Genomic DNA, 18,726 nt, shown 5'->3' with positions numbered 1-18,726 from the left:
AGATCAATCACTTGCGACCTCTTTCGAGATCACCCTCTGAACATTTCGTCCCGAGGTGAGCCGCCCATTCTATATCGTTTTTCCTGTCCGTCAACACCCTCGTGAAGCTTTTTTTCGAGGTGGCTGACGCTTCGGAAACCCCTCGCAGGGAGGCTTTCGTCGCGAGGGATTGAAAGTATAGGCTGACCGCGAGTCGGTGTGAAGGGGGTCTCGACATCTTTTCGGCAGATAGTCGCGCGGTAGACTCCGCAGACTCCTTTCACACTTATAAGGTCAGACGATGCCGAAGAGGTTCCTGCCGACGGCCCTGCTGCTGTTCTGCCTTGGCGCCCATGCCGCGACCGGGCCTTCCGTGACCCTGCACGGCAAGCGTTTTTCCACCGAATTCGCGGTCGACGACGCGTCGCGCGAGCGGGGACTGATGGCGCGGACGGCGCTCGCCGCCGACCACAGCATGCTTTTCATCTTTCCCGACGACCAGCCGCGGACCTTCTGGATGAAGAACACCCTCATCCCGCTCGACATCCTCTACTTCGACAAGGATCGCAAGCTCGTTTCCATGCAGCTCAACGCGCAGCCGTGCAAGGCCGATCCCTGTGCCCTCTATCCCAGCGACGGATCGGCCCGTTACGTCCTCGAGCTGGCGGCGGGCACGGCCGGAAGACTGGGCCTGCAGGTCGGGGAATCGCTCACCGTGGAAGGCGAGCCGGCCGGCGTCCGCTGATCCGCCGAGAGGCGGTGCTCGCACGGAACGCCTACGTGATAAGGGACGAGCAGGGCCGGATCGATGCCGGCAAGCTCGTCCCACTGGTCGTCGAAGGGAATGAATCGCTGCATGACCGCTGCTCCACGTATCGGCGCACGTTGCGTGGCCTTGGAACCATGGAAGCAGGTTTTCCTGCGTTATCTCTGGCGAAAAGGGGCGAAACGGTGTCAGCCCCCTTTCGCGGCGCCGTCAGTCCAGCTCGACCATCTCGAAGTCGTCCTTGGTCACGCCGCAGTCCGGGCAGGTCCAGGTGTCGGGGATGTCCTCCCAACGGGTACCCGGCTCGATTCCCTCGTCAGGCAGGCCGAGCGCTTCGTCGTAGATGAAGCCGCAAACGACGCACATCCATTTGCGGAGGGTGGTTTCGGTGCTCTGGCTCATGGCTTTACGTACTGTCGTGGAGCGGGAAAGTCCCTCATTCTGTCACCCCCGGCGCACAAACCCAAGGAACACCATGACCGCACTCCTCCAGCCCCGGCTCACGGGCAAGGGCATCTACGCCATCACCGATGGGCCGCGCGACGACCTCTTCGCGGCCGTGGAGGCCGCCCTGGCTGGCGGCGCCCGCCTCCTGCAGTACCGCGACAAGACGACGGACACCGAGCGGCGGCGAGCCGAGGCGGACGAGATATCCCGGATCTGCGCGCGTTACGAGGTCCCCTTCATCGTGAACGACGACGTCGCGCTGGCCCGCGAAACAGGCGGCGGCGTGCACCTGGGCCGCGAAGATGTCCCTGTGGCGGAAGCCCGGGCGGCGCTCGGGCCCGAGGCGATCGTCGGCGTGTCCTGCTATGGCTCCATCGAGCGGGCGCGCCAGCTGCGCGCGGAAGGCGCCGACTACCTGGCCTTCGGCGCCATGTACCCCTCGAGTACGAAACCGCATGCGCCCGTGACCGCGCACGACGTGTTGACGCAGGCGAAGGCCCTGGGCCTTCCGGTCGTGGCGATCGGCGGCATCACCGTCGACAATGCACAGGTGCTTATCGACGCGGGCGCCGATTACCTCGCCCTGGTCTCCGCCATCTTCGCCGCTCCGGATATCCAGACGGCGACGCGCCGCTTTGCCGACCTTTTCGACTCTCGTCCCGGACTCATTCGATGACCACGAACCACGAACTCTTCGCCCGCGCCCGACAGCTGCTGCCCGGTGGCGTGAACTCGCCGGTGCGCGCCTTCACCTCGGTGGGCGGCGAACCGTTTTTCACCGCACGCGCCGATGGGGCCTACCTGTGGGACGTGGAGGGCAACCGCTACATCGATTACGTCGGATCGTGGGGCCCGATGATCGCGGGTCACAACCATCCGGCGGTGCGCGAGGCGGTGGAGCGCGCGGTGCGCGACGGCCTCTCTTTCGGCACGCCTTGCGCGGCGGAAGTGACGATGGCCGAAACGATCGTGTCGCTCGTGCCTTCGGTGGAAATGGTGCGCATGGTGAACTCGGGCACCGAGGCGACCATGTCGGCCATCCGCCTCGCCCGCGGCGCCACCGGCCGCAGCAAGATCGTGAAGTTCGAAGGCTGCTACCACGGCCACGGCGACAGCTTCCTGGTGAAGGCCGGGTCGGGCGCGCTCACGTTCGGCGTGCCGACCTCGCCCGGCGTACCCAAGGCGGCGGCGGACCTCACCCTCACGCTGCCGTATAACGATATCGATGCGGCGCGGGCGTTGTTCGCCGAGCACGGCGACGACATCGCGGCGCTCATCATCGAACCCGTCGCCGGCAACATGAACTGCATCCCTCCGAAGGACGGCTACCTGCAGGCGCTGCGGGAGCTGTGCACGAAGCACGGTGCACTGCTGATCTTCGACGAGGTGATGACCGGTTTCCGCGTCGCGCTCGGTGGCGCGCAGGCGCATTACGGCATCACGCCGGACCTGACCTGCTTCGGCAAGATCATCGGCGGCGGCATGCCGGTGGGTGCGTATGGCGGACGCCGCGACCTCATGGCGCAGGTGGCGCCGGCCGGTCCCATCTACCAGGCGGGCACGCTCTCCGGAAACCCGGTAGCCATGGCGGCGGGACTGGCCATGCTGGAGCTGATCCAGGCGCCGGGATTCCACGACGATCTCGCGGCGCGCACGGTACGGCTGACCGACGGTATCCTCGGTGCCGCACGCGAGGCCGGCATCCCGTTCAGCGTGAACCGCGTCGGCGCGATGTTCGGCCTGTTCTTCACGAGCGAGACCGTCGAAAGCTATGCGCAGGCGACCGCGGCCGATGTCGCGCGGTTCAACCGGTTCTTCCACGGCATGCTGGAGCGCGGGGTGTACCTCGCGCCGTCGGCGTTCGAGGCCGGGTTCCTGTCGAGTGCGCATGGCGACGCGGAGATCGATGCGACGGTGACGGCGGCGCGGGCGGTGTTTGCCACGCTGTAACGAGCCTTGCCTTGTGTGGGAGCCGCTTCAGCGGCGATGGGTACTCGCGGCAAGTTCGCCCGCTGCCGCGGGATCGCCGGCGTAGCCGGCTCCCGCAAGCGACGATTCAGGCCACCTTCGCTTCGCGAACGAACTCGGCCAGTGCCGCTTCCAGGCGCTCCAGGCCTTCGGCGGTTTCCTCGTCCGTGATGGTCAGCGGCGGGACGATGCGGAGCACGTCGGGGCCGGCCTGGAGGATCAGCAGGCCGCGCGCGGCCGCGAGATCGAGGATCTCGCCCGCGCGGCCCTTGTAGGCAGCGTCGAGCACCGCGCCGATCATCAGGCCGCGGCCGCGCACCTCGGAGAACAGGTGCAGGTCGTGGTTGATCTTCGCCAGGCCCGTGCGGATGTCGTTGCCCTGGCGTTCCACGTTGAGCAGCACCGCGGGCGAGGCGATCTTCGCCAGCGCCACCCGAGCCACCGCGGCGGCCATCGGGTTGCCGCCGAAGGTCGTGCCATGCGCACCGAACTGCATCGTGTCGGCCGCCTTCGGCCCCACCAGCATGGCGCCGATCGGGAAGCCCGCGCCCAGGGCCTTGGCCAGGGTGACGATATCGGGCGTGACGTGATCGTGCGTATGCGCGAACAGCATGCCGGTACGGCCCATGCCGCTCTGGATCTCGTCGAGCAGCATCAGCGCGCCGTGCGTGTCGCACAGGTCTCGCACCTTCTTCAGGAAGCCGGGCTCGGCAGGCATCACGCCGCCCTCGCCCTGCACCGGCTCGAGCATGACGCCCGCGACGCCGCCCTGGGCGAACGCCTCTTCCAGCGCGACGGGATCGTTGAACGGCACGTAGCGGAAACCGCCGGGCAGCGGTTCGTAGCCTTCCTGGTACTTCGGCTGCGCCGTGGCCGTCAGCGAACCCAGCGTGCGGCCATGGAACGAGCCGAAGAAGGTGACGATCACGCGGTTCTCCGGCGTCCTGCCCTGCGCCGCCGCCCACTTGCGCACGAGCTTGATCGCGGCTTCGTTGGCCTCGGTGCCGGAGTTGCACAGGAACACGCGCTCGGCGAACGGCGCATGCTCAACCAGTTCCTGCGCGAGGCGCAGCGGCGGTTCGGAGTAGAAGACGTTGCTGGCGTGCCAGAGCTTGTGCGCCTGCGCGACCAGCGCATCGACGAGGTCCGGGTCCTGGTGGCCGAGCGCATTGACCGCGATGCCGGCGCCGAAGTCGAGGTAGTCGCGGCCTTCCGTATCCCATACGCGCGCGCCCTTGCCGTGATCGAGCACGACGTCCCGCGGCCGGTACACGGAAAGCCAGTAGCGCTTGCCCAGGCCGGTGAGTTCGGAAGGATCGACAGGGTGCGACGGCGACATGGGCTTGCGACTCCAGAGGGGACAAGCATCGTATAAGGCGCGGGCAGCGGGGACAACGGATGGCGTGTAGCGCCGCTGCAACGTCGTGTTACAGGTCGCTACAGAGGCTGAACGGCCGCGACGGAGCCAGTCCGGGGAAATTCCTTGCGAATCAAAGCAGCGCCGGCGTGGCACGGCGATTGCTCCCCCTAGGAACAAGGCCCTGTGAAGCCGCGTGGTTCGCTCGCCCGACGACCCTGCCAAGCCGGACGACGAATGGGAACTCCCGGTCCTCCCAGAGGGCCGGGAGTTTTCTTTTCCGAGGGAATCTTCACTGCAGGAGCCGCCATGGCGGCGAAGGGACCCTGCGTCACCGCTTCACTGCTCCGTGGGCTTCCCGCCGCCATGGCGGCTCCCACGGTTATCGCAGTTGGTCGAGGGCCAGTTGATGTTTCTTGCAGAGACGGTAGACGGTGACCCGCGAGACGCGCAGGCGACGGGCGCATTCGCTGATGTTGAACGCGCTCGCGCGCAGGCAGTCCACGATCGCCTCGCGTTCGGCCGAGGTCCGCGCGCTGCCCAGGCTGTCCCGGTCGCCTGCCGGACTGTCCACGCTGAGCTCGAGGTCCTCGGGCGTGATCAGCGCATCGTCCGCGATCACCGCGGCGCGCTGCACGCGGTTCATCAGCTCGCGCACGTTGCCCGGCCAGGAGAACGCGTTGAGCGCCTTGCGCGCGCTGCTGCTGAACGCGCGCGCCCGGGTCCCGTAGCTCTCGCGGAAGGCATCGAGGAAGTGCTGCGCAAGCAGCTCGATGTCGCCGGTGCGTTCGCGCAACGGCGGCATGCGCAGGCGGAGCACGTTCAGCCGATAGAACAGGTCCTCGCGGAAGCGTCCTTGCATGACGGCTTTTTCCAGGTCGACGTGCGTCGCGGCGAGCACGCGCACGTCGACCTTGATCGAATGGCAACTGCCGATGCGCTCGATGGTGCCTTCCTGCAGTACGCGCAGCAGGTTGGTCTGCGCATCCAGCGGCAGGTCGCCGATTTCATCGAGGAAAACGGTACCGCCGTCGGCCGATTCGAAGTGGCCGATCCGCCGCGCGGTGGCACCGGTAAAGGCGCCGCGTTCGTGACCGAACAGTTCGGACTGGACGAGGTTCGCGGGCAAGGCGCCGCAGTTGATGGCCGCGAACGGTTTCGCGTGCCGTGCCGACAACTGGTGCAGGGCGCGCGCCGCCATTTCCTTGCCGGTGCCGGTTTCGCCGGTGATGAGCAGGGGCAGCTCCACCGGTGCGAACTTGCGGATGTTCTGCGACAGGGCGCGAATCGCCGGACTGTTGCCTGTGAGCAGGCTGGGCGCGTCGTCGTCGCGCGGGAGCGGCGGGTCGCCGGGCACGCGGGCCAGGGCCTGGCGCAGGGCGCCGAGGGAGGACGGTCCGTCGATGATCTCGAAGGCGTGCGGCAGCACATGCCGCACGGACGGATCGGCGGCCTGCGTGTGTGCGCCCGTGAGCCCTATCCAGGCGATGCCCGGGTGGGTCTGGCGCAGGTCGTCGAGGATGCGCACCGCGGCCTGTGCCTTCGTGCGGAGGTCCACGACCGCGATGGCGCCATCGCCGCATTCGGGAAGCTCGGTGCCGTTTCTCGCCGGGTCGGCCACCAGCGTGCGCCATCCCGCACGGATCAGTCCGAAGTGTTCTTCAACGCTCGGTCTTCCAATCCAGACGACGCAACGACCCGTCGATTCCCCGCGCGACATGCCCGCTCCTCACCCAGTCTCGTGGCCTGCTGTCGGCTTCGCGGGTTCGGCACCGGACCCGCCGCCGGCACCCCTGCAGGCCGGCAAGCCCCACTTCATCGACCGTGAAGCGCACGGACGACGGAAGCGAAGTTATACCGGGCGGGGAAAGGCAGCCATACGCCAAACGGGCTAGCCCGTGCGCGCCGTTCATAGTTGTTGCGGCAACTATAGAAACAGGTCCGGCAGCAGCGGCTTCCCGGGGACCACGGCGTAGCGGTCGAAATCGGCGACTCCCTCGGCGCGAAGGATCTCCTCGTCGATGCAGAACCTCCCGGTGAAGCCGCGTGACGGTTTCGTGAGGATGGCGTGCGCCGCGTCCGCGACGATCTCCGGCTTGCGGCAGTTCTCCGCCTTGACGGTGTCCCCGAGCATGGCGATCGCCGCCGTGGCGATCACCGTTTTCGGCCAGAGCGCGTTCACGGCGATGCCCAGGGGGGCGAATTCCGGCGCCATGCCCAGCACGCAATGGCTCATGCCGAACTTGGCGATCGTGTAGGCGACGTGCGGCGCGTACCAGTGCGGATCGATGCTGGGCGGTGGCGAAAGCATCAGCACGTGCGGGTTTTCGGCGTCCTTGAGGAACGGCAGGCACGCCTGGGTGGCGAGGAAGGTGCCGCGCGTGTTCACCTCGTGCATGAGGTCGAAGCGCTTCATCGGCGTGCCTTCCACCCCGGCCAGCCAGATCGCGCTCGCGTTGTTCACCAGGATGTCGATGCCGCCGAAACGCTCCGCCGCGGTGGCCGCGGCCATGCGCACCTCGGCCTCCTCGCGGATATCCACCTTGAGCGGCAGCGCGGTGCCGCCCGCGGCTTCGATCTCGGCCGCCGCGCTATGGATCGTGCCGGGCAACCGCGGGTTGGGCACGTTGCTCTTCGCGGCGATGACGATGTTGGCGCCGTCGCGCGCGGCGCGCAGCGCGATGGCGAGGCCGATGCCGCGCGAGGCGCCGGTGATGAAGAGGGTCTTGCCGGCGAGGGTGGTCATGATCGTGCTACCTCAGGCGCGCTGGAATCGCGGAAGGATGTCGCGCAGTTCGGCCAGCCGTTGCAGGGGATCGTCGAGTTCGAGCATATGCTGGCATTCGTTGGGATCCAGCGGCAGCAGTTCGGACAGGCGGAAGCCGACCCAGCTGGCATCGTCCGAGCGCGCCGCCACGTCGTGCCGCCAGGGTGGCGCCATCTGCTCGGCGAGCCGCTCCAGGATCGTCGCCAGCAGCCCGAATTCCGGGGGCAGCGGGATCGCATCCTCTTCGCGCCAGGTAGCGACGTCGCCGCGTACCTGGCCGTCCGAACGCACGCGCGTACGCGTCACGCGGAAGCGCAGGCCGCCCTCGGCGACGATGCCCAGCAGGCCATCCTCGCGGGTGTGGAAGTCGGTGATGGTGGCGAGCGTGCCGACGGCCGCCGGGACAGCGGGCTGCCCCGCCTCGCGCCCTTCGAGGATCATGCAGACGCCGAATGCGCGACCCGTGCGCGCGCACTCGCGCACGAGGTCGATGTAGCGCGGCTCGAAGATGCGCAGTTGCAGGTGACCGCCCGGGAAAAGGACGTTCGAAAGCGGAAACAACGGAAGGTCGAGGGCGGGCGTCGTCGCGGCCATGCCCGGCAGTCTACCTTGCGTCGAGCGTCGCGAAGAAGCGGCGGGGAGCGTCCTCGAAACCGCCGTTGGACATGAAGACGACATGGTCGCCTTCGCGCGCTTCCGCGGCCAGAGCGGTGACCAGTCCGTCCACCGTGGATGCGGTGCTTCCCCGGCCGTCCAGGGCCGCCGTGACCTTGCCGGCATCCCATGCCAGTTCCGGGCGATGCAGGAAGACCACGCGGTCGGCATCGGCCAGCGACGGGGCCAGCGCGTCCGCATGCGCGCCGAGCCGCATGGAATTCGAGCGCGGCTCCAGGGCGACGAGGATGCGGGCATCGCCCAGCTTCGCACGCAGGCCGGCGAGGGTCGTGGCGATCGCCGTGGGATGGTGCGCGAAGTCGTCGTAGACGGTGATGCCGCGCCTCGTCCCCACGACTTCCATGCGCCGCTTCACGCTGGCGAAGTCCGCGAAGGCGGGAAGCAGGGCCACGGGATCCGCACCCGCCGCCGCGGCCGCGGCCAGGGCGGCCAGCGCGTTCATCACGTTGTGCCGGCCCAGCGAGGCCCAGCGGACCTCGCCCAGCGCTTCGCCCGCGCGCAGGACGCGGAAATGCGATCCGTCGGCGGCGATGAGCTCGGCACGCCAGTCGCCGGCGTCGATGCCGAAGGTCTCCACGGGCGTCCATGCGCCCATCGCCAGCACGTCGGCCAGGTAGGCGTCCTCCGCGTTGACGATCAGCCGGCCATTGCCCGGCACGGTGCGGACCAGGTGGTGGAACTGGCGCTGGATCGCGGCCACGTCGGGGAAGATGTCAGCGTGGTCGTACTCGAGGTTGTTGAGGATGGCGATCCGCGGGCGGTAATGGACGAACTTGGAGCGCTTGTCGAAGAAGGCCGAGTCGTATTCGTCGGCCTCGATCACGAAGGGCCGCCCTTCGCCGCGTCGCGCGGACACCTCGAAGTTGCCGGGCACGCCGCCGATCAGGAATCCGGGCGAGAGCCCCGCCGACTCGAGCAGGTGCGCCAGGAGGCTCGTGGTGGTCGTCTTGCCGTGCGTACCCGCCACGGCCAACACCTCGCGCCCTCCGAGCAGCGTCTCGCCAAGCCACTGCGGACCGGAGATGTAGCGCATGCCTTCGTCGAGCATGTATTCCACCGCCGGATTGCCGCGGGTCATGGCATTGCCGACCACGACGAGGTCCGGCGCCGGCGTGAGGTGCGCCGCGGAGTAGCCCTGCATCAGCTCGATGCCGAGCGCTTCCAACTGGGTGCTCATGGGCGGGTAGACGTTGGCGTCGGAACCCTCGACCCGGAGGCCGAGTTCGCGCGCGAGCGCCGCGACGCCACCCATGAAGGTGCCGCAGATACCTAGGATATGGACGCGCATCGGGAGGCTCGTCGGGCGGGCCGGGGGATCAGGCGCTGGCGGCGGCGGTCTGCTCGAGCGCGGCCTTGACGCGGGCGGTGACCTCGTCGAGTTCGCCCACGCCGTCCACGACCTTGAGCTTGCCGCGCTTCGCGTAGAACTCGGCGACGGGCGCCGTCTGGTCGGCGTAGATGCCAAGGCGCCTCTTCACCGTGTCCGGATTGTCGTCCGGACGCTTTTCGGCCTTGAAGCGCACCACGCAGCGATCGAGGATGGCCTCGTTCGGCACGTCGAGCTTGATCACGACGTCGAGCGGCTGGCCGATCTCGGCAAGCACGCCGTCCAGGGCTTCGGCCTGGGCGAGGTTGCGCGGGTAGCCGTCGAGGATGAACCCCGGCTTCGCGTCCGGCTGGCTGAGGCGCGAGCGGATGATGCCGAGCATGATGTCGTCGGAAAGCAGCTGGCCGGCATCCATGATGCTCTTCGCCTTCTTGCCCAGCTCGCTCTCGGCCTTGATCTCCGCGCGCAGGAGATCGCCGGTGGAGATGTGCGGGATGCCCAGGTCCTGCTTGAGGCGGGTCGCTTGGGTGCCCTTGCCCGAACCGGGGGCGCCGAATAGCACGAGTCGCATTGATGCTCCATTCGCCGGACACCGGGCAGACCCGCTGTCGGACACGATAAAATGGGTCCCAAGGTAACGGCACGGGCGCCGCCGCGTCAAACGGCGGACATCCCGGGGGTGTACGGGGCCGCCCGGACAGGGCCCTTCAAGGCGCCGCGACGCGGAGCGCGTTACGCTGGGGCCTTCGACCACCAGAAGGACCCGAAGCATGGCCGCCGGCAAACTCCTCTATGCCCAGTCGGGCGGCGTCTCCGCCGTCATCAACGCCACCGCCGCGGGCGTGATCGAGACGGCCCGCGACAAGGGTATCCCGGTCTATGCGGCGCGCAACGGCATCCTCGGCGCACTGCGCGAGGAACTGATCGACACGACCAAGGAAGCCAAGGCCAACATCGCCGCACTGAAGCACACGCCGGGCGGCGCCTTCGGGTCCTGCCGCTACAAGCTGAAGTCGCTGGAAGAGAACCGTGCCGAGTACGAGCGCCTCATCGAAGTGTTCAAGGCCCACGACATCCGCACCTTCCTCTACAACGGCGGCAACGATTCGGCCGACACGGCGAACAAGGTCTCGAAGATCGGCCAGGCCCTGGGTTACCAGGTGAACTGCATCGGCGTGCCGAAGACGATCGACAACGACCTGGTGGTGACCGACACCTGCCCCGGCTTCGGCTCGGTGGCCAAGTACACGGCCATCGCCGTGCGCGAGGCGAGCCTGGACGTGGCCTCGATGATGGAAACCTCCACGAAGGTCTTCATCATCGAGGTGATGGGCCGTCACGCGGGCTGGATCGCCGCGGCGGCCGGCCTGGCGGGTTCGTCGGCGGGCGATCCGCCGCACGTGATCCTGTTCCCCGAGAACGTGTTCGATCCGGAAGCCTTCCTGGCCAAGGTGAAGGCCACGGTGGAGAAGGTGGGTTACTGCACCGTGGTCGTTTCGGAGGGCGTGAAGGACAAGGGCGGGAAGTTCCTGGCCGAGTCCGGCGCGCGCGACGCGTTCGGCCACGCGCAGCTGGGCGGCGCCGCGCCGGTGCTGGCCGCGCTGGTGCGCGAGAAGCTCGGCTACAAGTACCACTGGGCCCTGCCCGACTACCTGCAGCGCTCGGCACGGCACGTGGCCTCGAAGACCGATCTGGAGCAGGCCTATGCGGTCGGCAAGAAGGCGGTCGAATACGCTGCCGAAGGACTGAACGCGGTGATGCCGGTGATCGTGCGCACCTCCGACGAACCGTACAAGTGGAAGATCGAGGCGGCGCCGCTGGACAAGATCGCCAACCACGAGAAGAAGATGCCGAAGAACTTCATCTCGAAGGACGGCTTCGGCATCACCGCGGCCGCGCGGCGTTACCTCGCGCCGCTGATCCAGGGCGAGGCGCCCCCGCCGTACGGGCCGGACGGGTTGCCGGTGTATGTGACGCTGAAGAACGCCCCGGTGCCGAGGAAGCTGAAGAAGTTCACGGTGGGATAACCCCTCCCCGCTTTGTGTGGGCCCACCACATGCGGGGTTCTTATCCGAGCAGCTTGCGGATCAGTTTCAGGTCGCTGACGAAATCGGCGAAGCCCGCTTCGCGCGCCTCGTGGTCGGGGAGCCGCAGCAGGTACGAGGGGTGCACCGTCGCCAGCGCCTTGCGTCCGTCGGGCAGGTCGAGCCACTCGCCGCGCTGCGCCATCAGCCGGAACGACGCACCGAACACCGCCTGCGCCGCCATCGCGCCCATGCACACGATGCCATCGGGGCGGATGCGATCGATTTCCGCCGCGAGCCAGGGCCGGCACGCCGCCTGCTCCCCGGCGTTCGCGCGCTTGTGCAGGCGCACCTTGCCGCGCGGCTCGAACTTGAAGTGCTTCACCGCGTTGGTGACGTAGAGCGCGCCACGGTCGACCCCCGCCTCTTCCAGCGCACGGTCGAACAGCTTGCCCGCCGGCCCGACGAACGGCTTGCCGGCAAGATCCTCCTGGTCGCCCGGCTGCTCGCCGATGACCACGATGCGGGCGTCCGACGGGCCCATGCCGAACACGGTCTGCGTGGCGGGCTTCCACAGGTCGCATGCGCGGCAATCGCGCGCCTGCCTGCGCAGCGCGGCGATGCCGCCTTCGGGGGCGTCCACCGCCGCCTTCTGCAGTGGCGTCACCTTCTTCCTCGGTACCGTCGGTTGCTTCTCCACCATCGCCTGCATCCTCGGTAGCGCATCGCGTACCAGTTCGGGGATGAGCCGCGCTTCCGGAAGGTTTTTCCAGTACTTCACCGGCATCTCGCGGCGCATCGCGTCCACTTTCAGCCGGGCGGGATTGAAGATGCTCGCGTAGTACGTGCGCCAGAGGTCTTCCAGCGCATCCCCCGACGGCGCATCCGCACGCTCCGCGCCCGGCCCGACGACGAGCGTGGCGCCGTCCCAGTGCGCGCTGCGTGATGGCGTGAGCAGGGACCAGCGCATGCCGGTGAACCGGCGCACGAAGAACGGCGCGACACGGGCCACGATGTCGTGCTCGGGTTCGAACCAGGCGACGTACACCGTCTCCTCGTCATGCCGCACCTCGCGGAAGCGCACGAAGGCCTTCATCTTGTGCATGTCGCGGCTCACCTGCCGTGCGCACGCGTGGGCCCAGGCCACGTCGTCGTCGGTGGCGATGCGCAGCAGTTCCCGCTCGCCGTGCGCGATGCGCCACAGCATGCGGTAGAGGGTGGCGTGGCGCCGGGGGTCGCCATGCGCCAGCACGGCGTTCGCAAGGGTGAGGAAATCGCGCGGCACCGCAGGCGCGTCGTGGCGACGTGGCGAGGGAATGGCATCGTCGCCGCCGAAGAGTCCACCCGCTCCGGCCGCGCGCCACTCCACCGCGGCCGGCTCGACGTCGGCGAGCAGCAACGCGCGCGCCTTCGCCCGCCACGCCGCGAAGTCGGAGGGATCGTCGAGTGCGACCGCAAGCATCGTCAGCCGAACAGGTCCGGCTGGGTGGGCTCCCGCAGATCGCGGCGAAGCGAGACGCTTTCGCTCTCACCGCGCGGACGGTGGTCGAGTGTCTCCACGAACGGAGCCACCTTCTTCACCGGCACACGCAAGCGGACCAGGTCGTCGTAGCGGACGCGCCGGTGCGTCCGCATGGCGATCAGCTTGTCCACCGTCTTCACGCCAAGGCCCGGTACGCGCAGGAGCATCTCCCGGGATGCGCGGTTCACGTCCACCGGGAAGCTTTCGCGATGACGGAGCGCCCACGCCAGCTTGGGATCCACGTCGAGCGACAGCATGCCGTCGTCGCCCGGCGGCGCGATCTCGTCGGCGGCGAAGCCGTAGAACCGCATGAGCCAGTCGGCCTGGTACAGGCGATGCTCGCGCACCAGCGGCGGCGGCTTCAGCGGGAGGATCTTCGATGCGTCGGGAATCGGACTGAACGCGGAGTAATAGACCCGGCGCAACCGGTAGTTCGTGTAGAGATTGGTGCTCGCGGCAAGCACGTCGCGATCGCTCGCGGTGTCCGCGCCGACGATCATCTGCGTGCTCTGCCCCGCCGGCGCGAAGCGTGGCGCCTTCTTCTCCGCCTTCGCCTCCTCGATGGACAGGCGCAGGCGTCCCATGGCGCTGCGGATGTCGCCCAGGTCCTTCTCCGGCGCCAGCGACTTGAGGCCGCCCTCAGTGGGCATCTCCACGTTGATGCTCAGGCGGTCCGCCCAGCGTCCCGCCGCGTCGATGAGCTCGGGCGAGGCGTCGGGGATCGTCTTCAGGTGGATGTAACCGGCGAAACGGTGTTCCGTGCGCAGCGCGCGGGCCACGCGCACCAGCTGCTCCATCGTGTAGTCGGGCGACTGGATGATGCCGGAGGAGAGGAACAGGCCCTCGATGTAGTTGCGGCGATAGAACGCCAGGGTGAGGTCCACGACCTCCTCGACGGTGAAGCGCGCCCGCTGCACGTTGCTGCTGCGCCGGTTCACGCAGTACACGCAGTCGTAGACGCAGAAGTTCGTCAGCAGGATCTTCAGCAGCGAGATGCAGCGGCCATCCGGCGCGAAGGCATGGCAGATGCCCATGCCTTCGGTCGAGCCGATGCCGCCACTCTTCAGCGAGTTGCGGCCGTTGCCGCCGCTGGACGAACAGGAGGCGTCGTACTTCGCGGCGTCGGCGAGGATGGCGAGCTTTTCGGAGACGTTCATGGGGAGAGGCATGGTGCCAAAATCGACATCCGGCCGCGTGAAGGCCTCGCTCCCTTGTGCGGCAAGCGTGCCCGCTGCCGCGGGATCGCCGGCACAGCCGGCTCCCACACGCTTCCTTTCGGGCCTGCTCTTCTGCAGGAGCCGGTATCATGGGTTTCGTCTCCGGAGTCGACCATGGATCTCATCGTTCGCCACGCCAGCCTTCCCGATGGCCGGACCGATATCGACATCGGCATCGAGGGCGGTCGGTTCGCGGCGGTCCAGCCGGCGTTGCCGGCCAGGGGCGTCGAAGAGATCGACGCGGCGGGCCGCCTCGTCTGCCCGCCCTTCGTCGACGCGCACTTCCACATGGACGCGACGCTTTCCCTGGGCCTTCCGCGCCTCAATACGTCCGGCACGCTGCTTGAGGGCATCGCGCTCTGGGGCGAACTCAAGCCGGACCTCACCCTGCAGGCGCTGGTGGATCGCGCGATGGCCTATTGCGACATGGCCGTGGCGCAGGGCCTGCTCGCGATCCGCAGCCATGTCGACATCTGCGACGACCGCCTGCTCGCGACCGAAGCGTTGCTCGAGGTGAAGCGCCGCGTCGCGCCGTACCTGCACCTGGAACTGGTGGCATTCCCCCAGGACGGCCTGCTGCGCTCGCCGAACGCGCGCGACAACCTCGTGCGCGCGCTGGACATGGGCGTCGACGTCGTCGGAGGCATTCCCCACTTCGAGCGCACGATGGCCGACGGTGCCGCATCCATCCGCTGGCTGTGCGAGCTGGCCGCGGAACGCGGACTGCGCGTGGACATGCATTGCGACGAGTCGGACGATCCGCTGTCGCGGCACATCGAGACGCTGGCCGCCGAGACCGTGCGTACCGGACTCCAGGGACGGGTGACGGGCTCGCACCTCACCTCGATGCATTCGATGGACAACTACTATGTGTCCAAGCTGCTCCCGCTTATCGCGGAAGCCGGTGTGCATGCGATCGCGAATCCGCTCATCAACATCACCTTGCAGGGCCGCCACGACACCTATCCGAAGCGGCGCGGCATGACCCGCGTACCCGAGCTCATGGACGCCGGGGTGAACGTCGCCTTCGGCCACGACTGCGTGATGGACCCCTGGTACGGCATGGGCTCCGGCGACATGCTGGAAGTGGCCCACATGGGCCTGCACGTGGCGCAGATGACCTCCTCCCATGGCGTCGCACGAAGTTTCGAGGCGGTGACGACGAATGCGGCCCGCGTGCTCGGCCTCGAAGGCTATGGCATCGCGCCGGGCAACCGCGCCGACCTCCTCCTCTTGCAGGCGGGGGACGTCCACGAGGCGATCCGGTTGAGAGCGGCCCGCCTGCTGGTGGTCCGCGGCGGCCGCGTGCTCGCCCGTTCAACTGAACGGCGCACCCGGCTCGACCTGCCGGAACGCGCGCCGGACCTCACTCTGGAGTTCCGGCCGGGCTCGATTTCCTGAACCCCCGGGTTCAATAGCTGTCGCGTCAATGAACGCTTTCACCCAGCTTTCGGTTCGTAGGAGTTCGCGTTCAGCATTCGCTTCCTAGCATCCGAGTCGCCGATCCGCCGACTGGCGATCGCCACGGGAGACTGGACATGAAAACGATGCTGCGTACCGCGTTCGCCGCCCTCGCGATGGTCGCCACGACCGCCGCCTTCGCGGACGACCACCATGGCCACGATCGTGACCGCCACGGTCACGACGACCGCCATGACCGTGGCGGCTGGCACCACGACAACGGCTGGCATGGGCATCGTCCGCCGCCGCCCCGGTACTACGGTCACGGGTATTACCACCGTCCCGCGCCGGTCTACTACCGTCCGGCACCGCGCTACTACGGTCATTACGGTCACTGGGAACGCGGCCACCGCTATCATGGCCGCCACGTCGTCGTGTACGACTACGGCAGCTACCGCCTGCGTCCGCCGCCGCGCGGTTACCACTGGGTCCGCGAGAACGACGACTTCCTCCTGGTAGCCGTCGCCACCGGCATCATCCTCGACATCGCCACCCGCTAAACGGAGACATCCCGTATGAAGATGCTGGGCAAGCTGGTTTTCGCCATCGCCGCGGCCGGCGTCATCGCACCCGCGCTCGCCTTCGCGCCCGGTCCCGTCCAGGACCACCGCGACTGGCATGACGACCGCCACGACGACCGTCACGACCACGATCGCGACCGCCACGACAACGGCCATCACTACGGCCACGACAAGTACCGTGGCGACTGGCATCCGCGCCCCGGCGGCCATTGGGAGCGCGGGCACCGCTACGACGGACGCGTGATCGTGATCGAGGACTGGCACAGCCGCCACCTGCGTACGCCGCCGCGTGGCTATCACTGGGTGCGTGCCGACAACGACGACCTGCTTCTCGTGGCGATCGCCACGGGGATCATCGCGGATATCGTCTCGCAGTAATCCCTCCCACCTCGTCGCCCCTGCGAAGGCAGGGGCCCAGCGACTCCCGCGCACGGCAAGTCACTGGGTTCCCGCCTTCGCGGGAACGACGGGCACTGCGTGACTTGCGCAGCGCACAACACCATTCCCCGCCTCCCCTGCCTATACTCGGACCGGGCCCATGACGGGCTCCCACAATTCGGGGAGGCTTCGATGCTGCAACAGTACGGTTTATGGATCGCGCTGGCATGTGCGGTCGTCGCGATTCTGTACGGCGCGCTTTCGGTCAGCTGGGTACTGGCGAGATCGCCGGGCAACGAACGAATGCAGGAGATCGCCGCCGCCATCCAGGAAGGCGCCCGCGCTTACCTCAACCGCCAGTACGCCACCATCGGCGTCGTCGGCATCGTACTTTTCCTGGTGATCGGCATCTTCCTCGATTGGGGTACCGCGATCGGCTTCGCGCTGGGGGCGCTGCTCTCGGGAGCCGCCGGCTACATCGGCATGAACGTTTCGGTTCGTGCCAACGTGCGTACCGCCGAGGCCGCCAGGAGCGGCCTTTCTTCTGCCCTCGCCGTGGCCTTCCGCGGCGGCGCCATCACCGGCATGCTGGTCGTGGGCCTGGGCCTGCTGGGCGTGGCCGGTTACTACGGCGTGCTCACCCACATGGGCTACGAGCAGACGCATGTGCTGCATGCCATGGTCGGCCTGGCCTTCGGCTCCTCGCTCATCTCGATCTTCGCCCGCCTCGGCGGCGGCATCTTCACCAAGGGCGCCGACGTGGGTGCCGACCTTGTAGGCAAGGTGGAGGCCGGGATTCCGGAGGACGATCCGCGCAATCCCGCCGTGATCGCGGACAACGTGGGCGACAACGTCGGCGACTGCGCCGGCATGGCCGCCGACCTGTTCGAAACCTATGCGGTGACCCTGATCGCCACGATGCTCCTCGGCGGCGTGATGGCCACGACGGTGGGACCGAACGGCGTCCTTTATCCGCTGGTGCTCGGCGGTGCGTCGATCGTCGCTTCGGTCATCGGCACGTTCTTCGTGAAGACCCGCGGCGGCAAGATCATGAACGCCCTGTACGCCGGCGTGACCGTATCCGCCGTGCTGGCCGCCATCGCGTTCTGGCCGATCACGCAAGCGCTGATGGCCGACTCGGGATTCGGCGTGGGCCGCATCTATGGCTGCGCCCTCATCGGCCTGGTGCTCACCGGCGCGATGGTGGTGATCACCGAGTACTACACCGCCACGGAATACCGCCCGGTGCGCCACGTGGCGCAGTCCTCCACCACCGGCCACGCGACCAACATCATCGCCGGCCTCGGCGTGTCGATGAAATCCACGGCGCTGCCGGTGCTCGCCGTATGCGCGGCGATCTGGGGCGCCTTCGCGCTGGCCGGCCTCTACGGCATCGCCATCGCGGCCACCGCGATGCTGAGCATGACCGGCATGGTGGTGGCCCTGGACGCCTACGGCCCGATCACCGACAACGCCGGCGGCATCGCCGAGATGGCCGAGCTGCCGGCCGAGGTGCGCGGCGTGACCGATCCGCTGGACGCGGTGGGCAACACCACCAAGGCCGTCACCAAGGGTTACGCCATCGGCTCAGCCGGCCTCGCGGCGCTGGTGCTGTTCGCCGATTACACCCATAACCTTGGCCTGCATTTCGGCGGCACGGAAGTGAGCTTCGACCTGTCGAACCATTACGTGATCATCGGCCTGCTGATCGGCGGCCTGATCCCATACCTCTTCGCCGCCATGGCGATGGAGGCGGTGGGACGCGCCGCCGGTTCTGTGGTGGAGGAAGTACGCCGGCAGTTCCGCGAGATCGCGGGCATCATGCAGGGCACCACCAAGCCCGACTACTCGCGCGCCGTGGACATGCTCACCCGCTCCGCCATCCGCGAAATGCTGGTGCCCTCGCTGCTGCCCGTGCTGGTGCCGGTCGTGGTGATCTTCGGCTTCAAGTGGCTGGGTGGCCCGCAAGCCGGCGCGCAGGCGCTGGGTGGCGTGCTGATCGGCACCATCGTCACCGGCCTCTTCGTCGCCATCTCCATGACCACCGGCGGCGGCGCATGGGACAACGCCAAGAAGTACATCGAGGACGGCAACTTCGGCGGGAAGGGCTCGGACGCGCACAAGGCGGCCGTGACCGGCGACACCGTGGGCGACCCATACAAGGACACGGCGGGCCCGGCGGTGAATCCGCTGATCAAGATCATCAACATCGTGGCGTTGTTGCTGATCCCCCTCCTGTAGGAGCCGCCATGGCGGCGAGGAACCCTTGCCTCGCCGCCTCACCGCTTCGTGGGCTTCTCGCCGCTGCACCGGCTCC

At 68.0% G+C, this 18,726-nt stretch carries 17 protein-coding genes; 8 read left to right on the top strand and 9 right to left on the bottom strand.

Annotation, left to right across the window (positions count from 1 at the left end; genetic code table 11):
* The first annotated feature begins 280 nt into the window (after positions 1 to 280).
* Entirely contained in the window at positions 281 to 724 is a 444-nt protein-coding gene (locus HBF32_RS19070; protein WP_166701394.1) for a DUF192 domain-containing protein, read from the top strand.
* Between the two features lie 231 nt (positions 725 to 955).
* Here HBF32_RS19070 and HBF32_RS19065 read toward each other — a convergent pair whose 3' ends face one another.
* On the bottom strand, positions 956 to 1,147 hold the full coding sequence (locus HBF32_RS19065; protein WP_036116149.1) for a rubredoxin: 192 nt from the start codon (positions 1,145 to 1,147) through the stop codon (positions 956 to 958).
* A gap of 73 nt (positions 1,148 to 1,220) precedes the next feature.
* Between HBF32_RS19065 and thiE the strand changes: the two genes are divergently transcribed.
* Both thiE and hemL read left to right on the top strand, forming a co-directional pair.
* Positions 1,221 to 1,868, top strand: a complete 648-nt coding sequence (gene thiE, locus HBF32_RS19060; RefSeq protein WP_166701393.1) for a thiamine phosphate synthase — start codon at positions 1,221 to 1,223, stop codon at positions 1,866 to 1,868.
* On the top strand, positions 1,865 to 3,142 hold the full coding sequence (gene hemL / locus HBF32_RS19055) for a glutamate-1-semialdehyde 2,1-aminomutase (protein ID WP_166701392.1): 1,278 nt from the start codon (positions 1,865 to 1,867) through the stop codon (positions 3,140 to 3,142). Before thiE ends, hemL begins: the two co-directional genes overlap by 4 nt.
* Before the next feature lie 106 nt (positions 3,143 to 3,248).
* On the opposite strand, the gene HBF32_RS19050 is transcribed toward hemL, so the two are convergent.
* The 6 genes from HBF32_RS19050 to HBF32_RS19025 form a co-directional block, all read right to left on the bottom strand.
* A complete protein-coding gene (locus HBF32_RS19050; protein WP_166701391.1) occupies positions 3,249 to 4,499 on the bottom strand; it encodes an acetylornithine/succinylornithine family transaminase in 1,251 nt (416 codons plus the stop codon).
* A 400-nt stretch (positions 4,500 to 4,899) separates the two neighbouring features.
* A complete protein-coding gene (locus tag HBF32_RS19045) occupies positions 4,900 to 6,237 on the bottom strand; it encodes a sigma-54 interaction domain-containing protein (protein ID WP_166701390.1) in 1,338 nt (445 codons plus the stop codon).
* A gap of 207 nt (positions 6,238 to 6,444) precedes the next feature.
* Positions 6,445 to 7,263: an SDR family oxidoreductase gene (locus tag HBF32_RS19040; RefSeq protein WP_166701389.1), complete on the bottom strand. Its 819-nt coding sequence runs from the start codon at positions 7,261 to 7,263 to the stop codon at positions 6,445 to 6,447.
* Positions 7,264 to 7,275: 12 nt separating this feature from the next.
* Positions 7,276 to 7,878, bottom strand: coding sequence for an LON peptidase substrate-binding domain-containing protein (locus tag HBF32_RS19035; RefSeq protein ID WP_166701388.1), 603 nt, complete (start codon positions 7,876 to 7,878; stop codon positions 7,276 to 7,278).
* A 10-nt stretch (positions 7,879 to 7,888) separates the two neighbouring features.
* Positions 7,889 to 9,247: a UDP-N-acetylmuramate:L-alanyl-gamma-D-glutamyl-meso-diaminopimelate ligase gene (mpl, locus tag HBF32_RS19030; RefSeq protein ID WP_166701387.1), complete on the bottom strand. Its 1,359-nt coding sequence runs from the start codon at positions 9,245 to 9,247 to the stop codon at positions 7,889 to 7,891.
* 28 nt (positions 9,248 to 9,275) lie between these two features.
* The gene (locus HBF32_RS19025; protein ID WP_166701386.1) at positions 9,276 to 9,857 is read right to left on the bottom strand and encodes an adenylate kinase; all 582 of its coding nucleotides are present in this window, start codon (positions 9,855 to 9,857) and stop codon (positions 9,276 to 9,278) included.
* Positions 9,858 to 10,056: 199 nt separating this feature from the next.
* On the opposite strand from HBF32_RS19025, the gene HBF32_RS19020 reads away from it, so the two are divergent.
* A complete protein-coding gene (locus HBF32_RS19020; RefSeq protein WP_166701385.1) occupies positions 10,057 to 11,313 on the top strand; it encodes a 6-phosphofructokinase in 1,257 nt (418 codons plus the stop codon).
* 40 nt (positions 11,314 to 11,353) lie between these two features.
* Here HBF32_RS19020 and HBF32_RS19015 read toward each other — a convergent pair whose 3' ends face one another.
* Both HBF32_RS19015 and HBF32_RS19010 read right to left on the bottom strand, forming a co-directional pair.
* Entirely contained in the window at positions 11,354 to 12,772 is a 1,419-nt protein-coding gene (locus HBF32_RS19015) for a UdgX family uracil-DNA binding protein (RefSeq protein ID WP_166701384.1), read from the bottom strand.
* Positions 12,773 to 12,774: 2 nt separating this feature from the next.
* Positions 12,775 to 13,989 carry a putative DNA modification/repair radical SAM protein gene (locus HBF32_RS19010; RefSeq protein WP_166701383.1) on the bottom strand — a complete coding sequence of 405 codons (1,215 nt, stop codon included), beginning with the start codon at positions 13,987 to 13,989 and terminating at the stop codon, positions 12,775 to 12,777.
* A gap of 174 nt (positions 13,990 to 14,163) precedes the next feature.
* On the opposite strand from HBF32_RS19010, the gene HBF32_RS19005 reads away from it, so the two are divergent.
* The 4 genes from HBF32_RS19005 (at position 14,164) to HBF32_RS18990 (ending at position 18,650) form a co-directional block, all read left to right on the top strand.
* Positions 14,164 to 15,450, top strand: a complete 1,287-nt coding sequence (locus HBF32_RS19005) for an amidohydrolase family protein (protein ID WP_166701382.1) — start codon at positions 14,164 to 14,166, stop codon at positions 15,448 to 15,450.
* A 137-nt stretch (positions 15,451 to 15,587) separates the two neighbouring features.
* Positions 15,588 to 16,010, top strand: a complete 423-nt coding sequence (locus tag HBF32_RS19000; protein ID WP_166701381.1) for an RcnB family protein — start codon at positions 15,588 to 15,590, stop codon at positions 16,008 to 16,010.
* A gap of 15 nt (positions 16,011 to 16,025) precedes the next feature.
* Positions 16,026 to 16,409 (top strand): RcnB family protein, encoded by a 384-nt coding sequence (locus tag HBF32_RS18995; RefSeq protein ID WP_166701380.1) that lies wholly within the window; start codon positions 16,026 to 16,028, stop codon positions 16,407 to 16,409.
* 192 nt (positions 16,410 to 16,601) lie between these two features.
* The gene (locus HBF32_RS18990; RefSeq protein ID WP_166701379.1) at positions 16,602 to 18,650 is read left to right on the top strand and encodes a sodium-translocating pyrophosphatase; all 2,049 of its coding nucleotides are present in this window, start codon (positions 16,602 to 16,604) and stop codon (positions 18,648 to 18,650) included.
* Positions 18,651 to 18,726: the final 76 nt, after the last annotated feature.

It is taken from the genome of Luteibacter yeojuensis (assembly GCF_011742875.1).
Classification (GTDB): domain Bacteria; phylum Pseudomonadota; class Gammaproteobacteria; order Xanthomonadales; family Rhodanobacteraceae; genus Luteibacter; species Luteibacter yeojuensis.
Note: the sequence above shows the minus strand (reverse complement) of the source record. Positions and strands in the feature narration are given on the sequence as shown.

Bases quoted from the DNA above. Each gene is read 5' to 3' on its own strand.
- HBF32_RS19070 (WP_166701394.1), top strand. From the start codon at position 281: ATGCCGAAGAGGTTCCTGCCGACGGCCCTGCTGCTGTTCTGCCTTGGC.
- HBF32_RS19065 (WP_036116149.1), bottom strand. From the start codon at position 1,147: ATGAGCCAGAGCACCGAAACCACCCTCCGCAAATGGATGTGCGTCGTT.
- thiE (WP_166701393.1), top strand. From the start codon at position 1,221: ATGACCGCACTCCTCCAGCCCCGGCTCACGGGCAAGGGCATCTACGCC.
- hemL (WP_166701392.1), top strand. From the start codon at position 1,865: ATGACCACGAACCACGAACTCTTCGCCCGCGCCCGACAGCTGCTGCCC.
- HBF32_RS19050 (WP_166701391.1), bottom strand. From the start codon at position 4,499: ATGTCGCCGTCGCACCCTGTCGATCCTTCCGAACTCACCGGCCTGGGC.
- HBF32_RS19045 (WP_166701390.1), bottom strand. From the start codon at position 6,237: ATGTCGCGCGGGGAATCGACGGGTCGTTGCGTCGTCTGGATTGGAAGA.
- HBF32_RS19040 (WP_166701389.1), bottom strand. From the start codon at position 7,263: ATGACCACCCTCGCCGGCAAGACCCTCTTCATCACCGGCGCCTCGCGC.
- HBF32_RS19035 (WP_166701388.1), bottom strand. From the start codon at position 7,878: ATGGCCGCGACGACGCCCGCCCTCGACCTTCCGTTGTTTCCGCTTTCG.
- mpl (WP_166701387.1), bottom strand. From the start codon at position 9,247: ATGCGCGTCCATATCCTAGGTATCTGCGGCACCTTCATGGGTGGCGTC.
- HBF32_RS19025 (WP_166701386.1), bottom strand. From the start codon at position 9,857: ATGCGACTCGTGCTATTCGGCGCCCCCGGTTCGGGCAAGGGCACCCAA.
- HBF32_RS19020 (WP_166701385.1), top strand. From the start codon at position 10,057: ATGGCCGCCGGCAAACTCCTCTATGCCCAGTCGGGCGGCGTCTCCGCC.
- HBF32_RS19015 (WP_166701384.1), bottom strand. From the start codon at position 12,772: ATGCTTGCGGTCGCACTCGACGATCCCTCCGACTTCGCGGCGTGGCGG.
- HBF32_RS19010 (WP_166701383.1), bottom strand. From the start codon at position 13,989: ATGAACGTCTCCGAAAAGCTCGCCATCCTCGCCGACGCCGCGAAGTAC.
- HBF32_RS19005 (WP_166701382.1), top strand. From the start codon at position 14,164: ATGGATCTCATCGTTCGCCACGCCAGCCTTCCCGATGGCCGGACCGAT.
- HBF32_RS19000 (WP_166701381.1), top strand. From the start codon at position 15,588: ATGAAAACGATGCTGCGTACCGCGTTCGCCGCCCTCGCGATGGTCGCC.
- HBF32_RS18995 (WP_166701380.1), top strand. From the start codon at position 16,026: ATGAAGATGCTGGGCAAGCTGGTTTTCGCCATCGCCGCGGCCGGCGTC.
- HBF32_RS18990 (WP_166701379.1), top strand. From the start codon at position 16,602: ATGCTGCAACAGTACGGTTTATGGATCGCGCTGGCATGTGCGGTCGTC.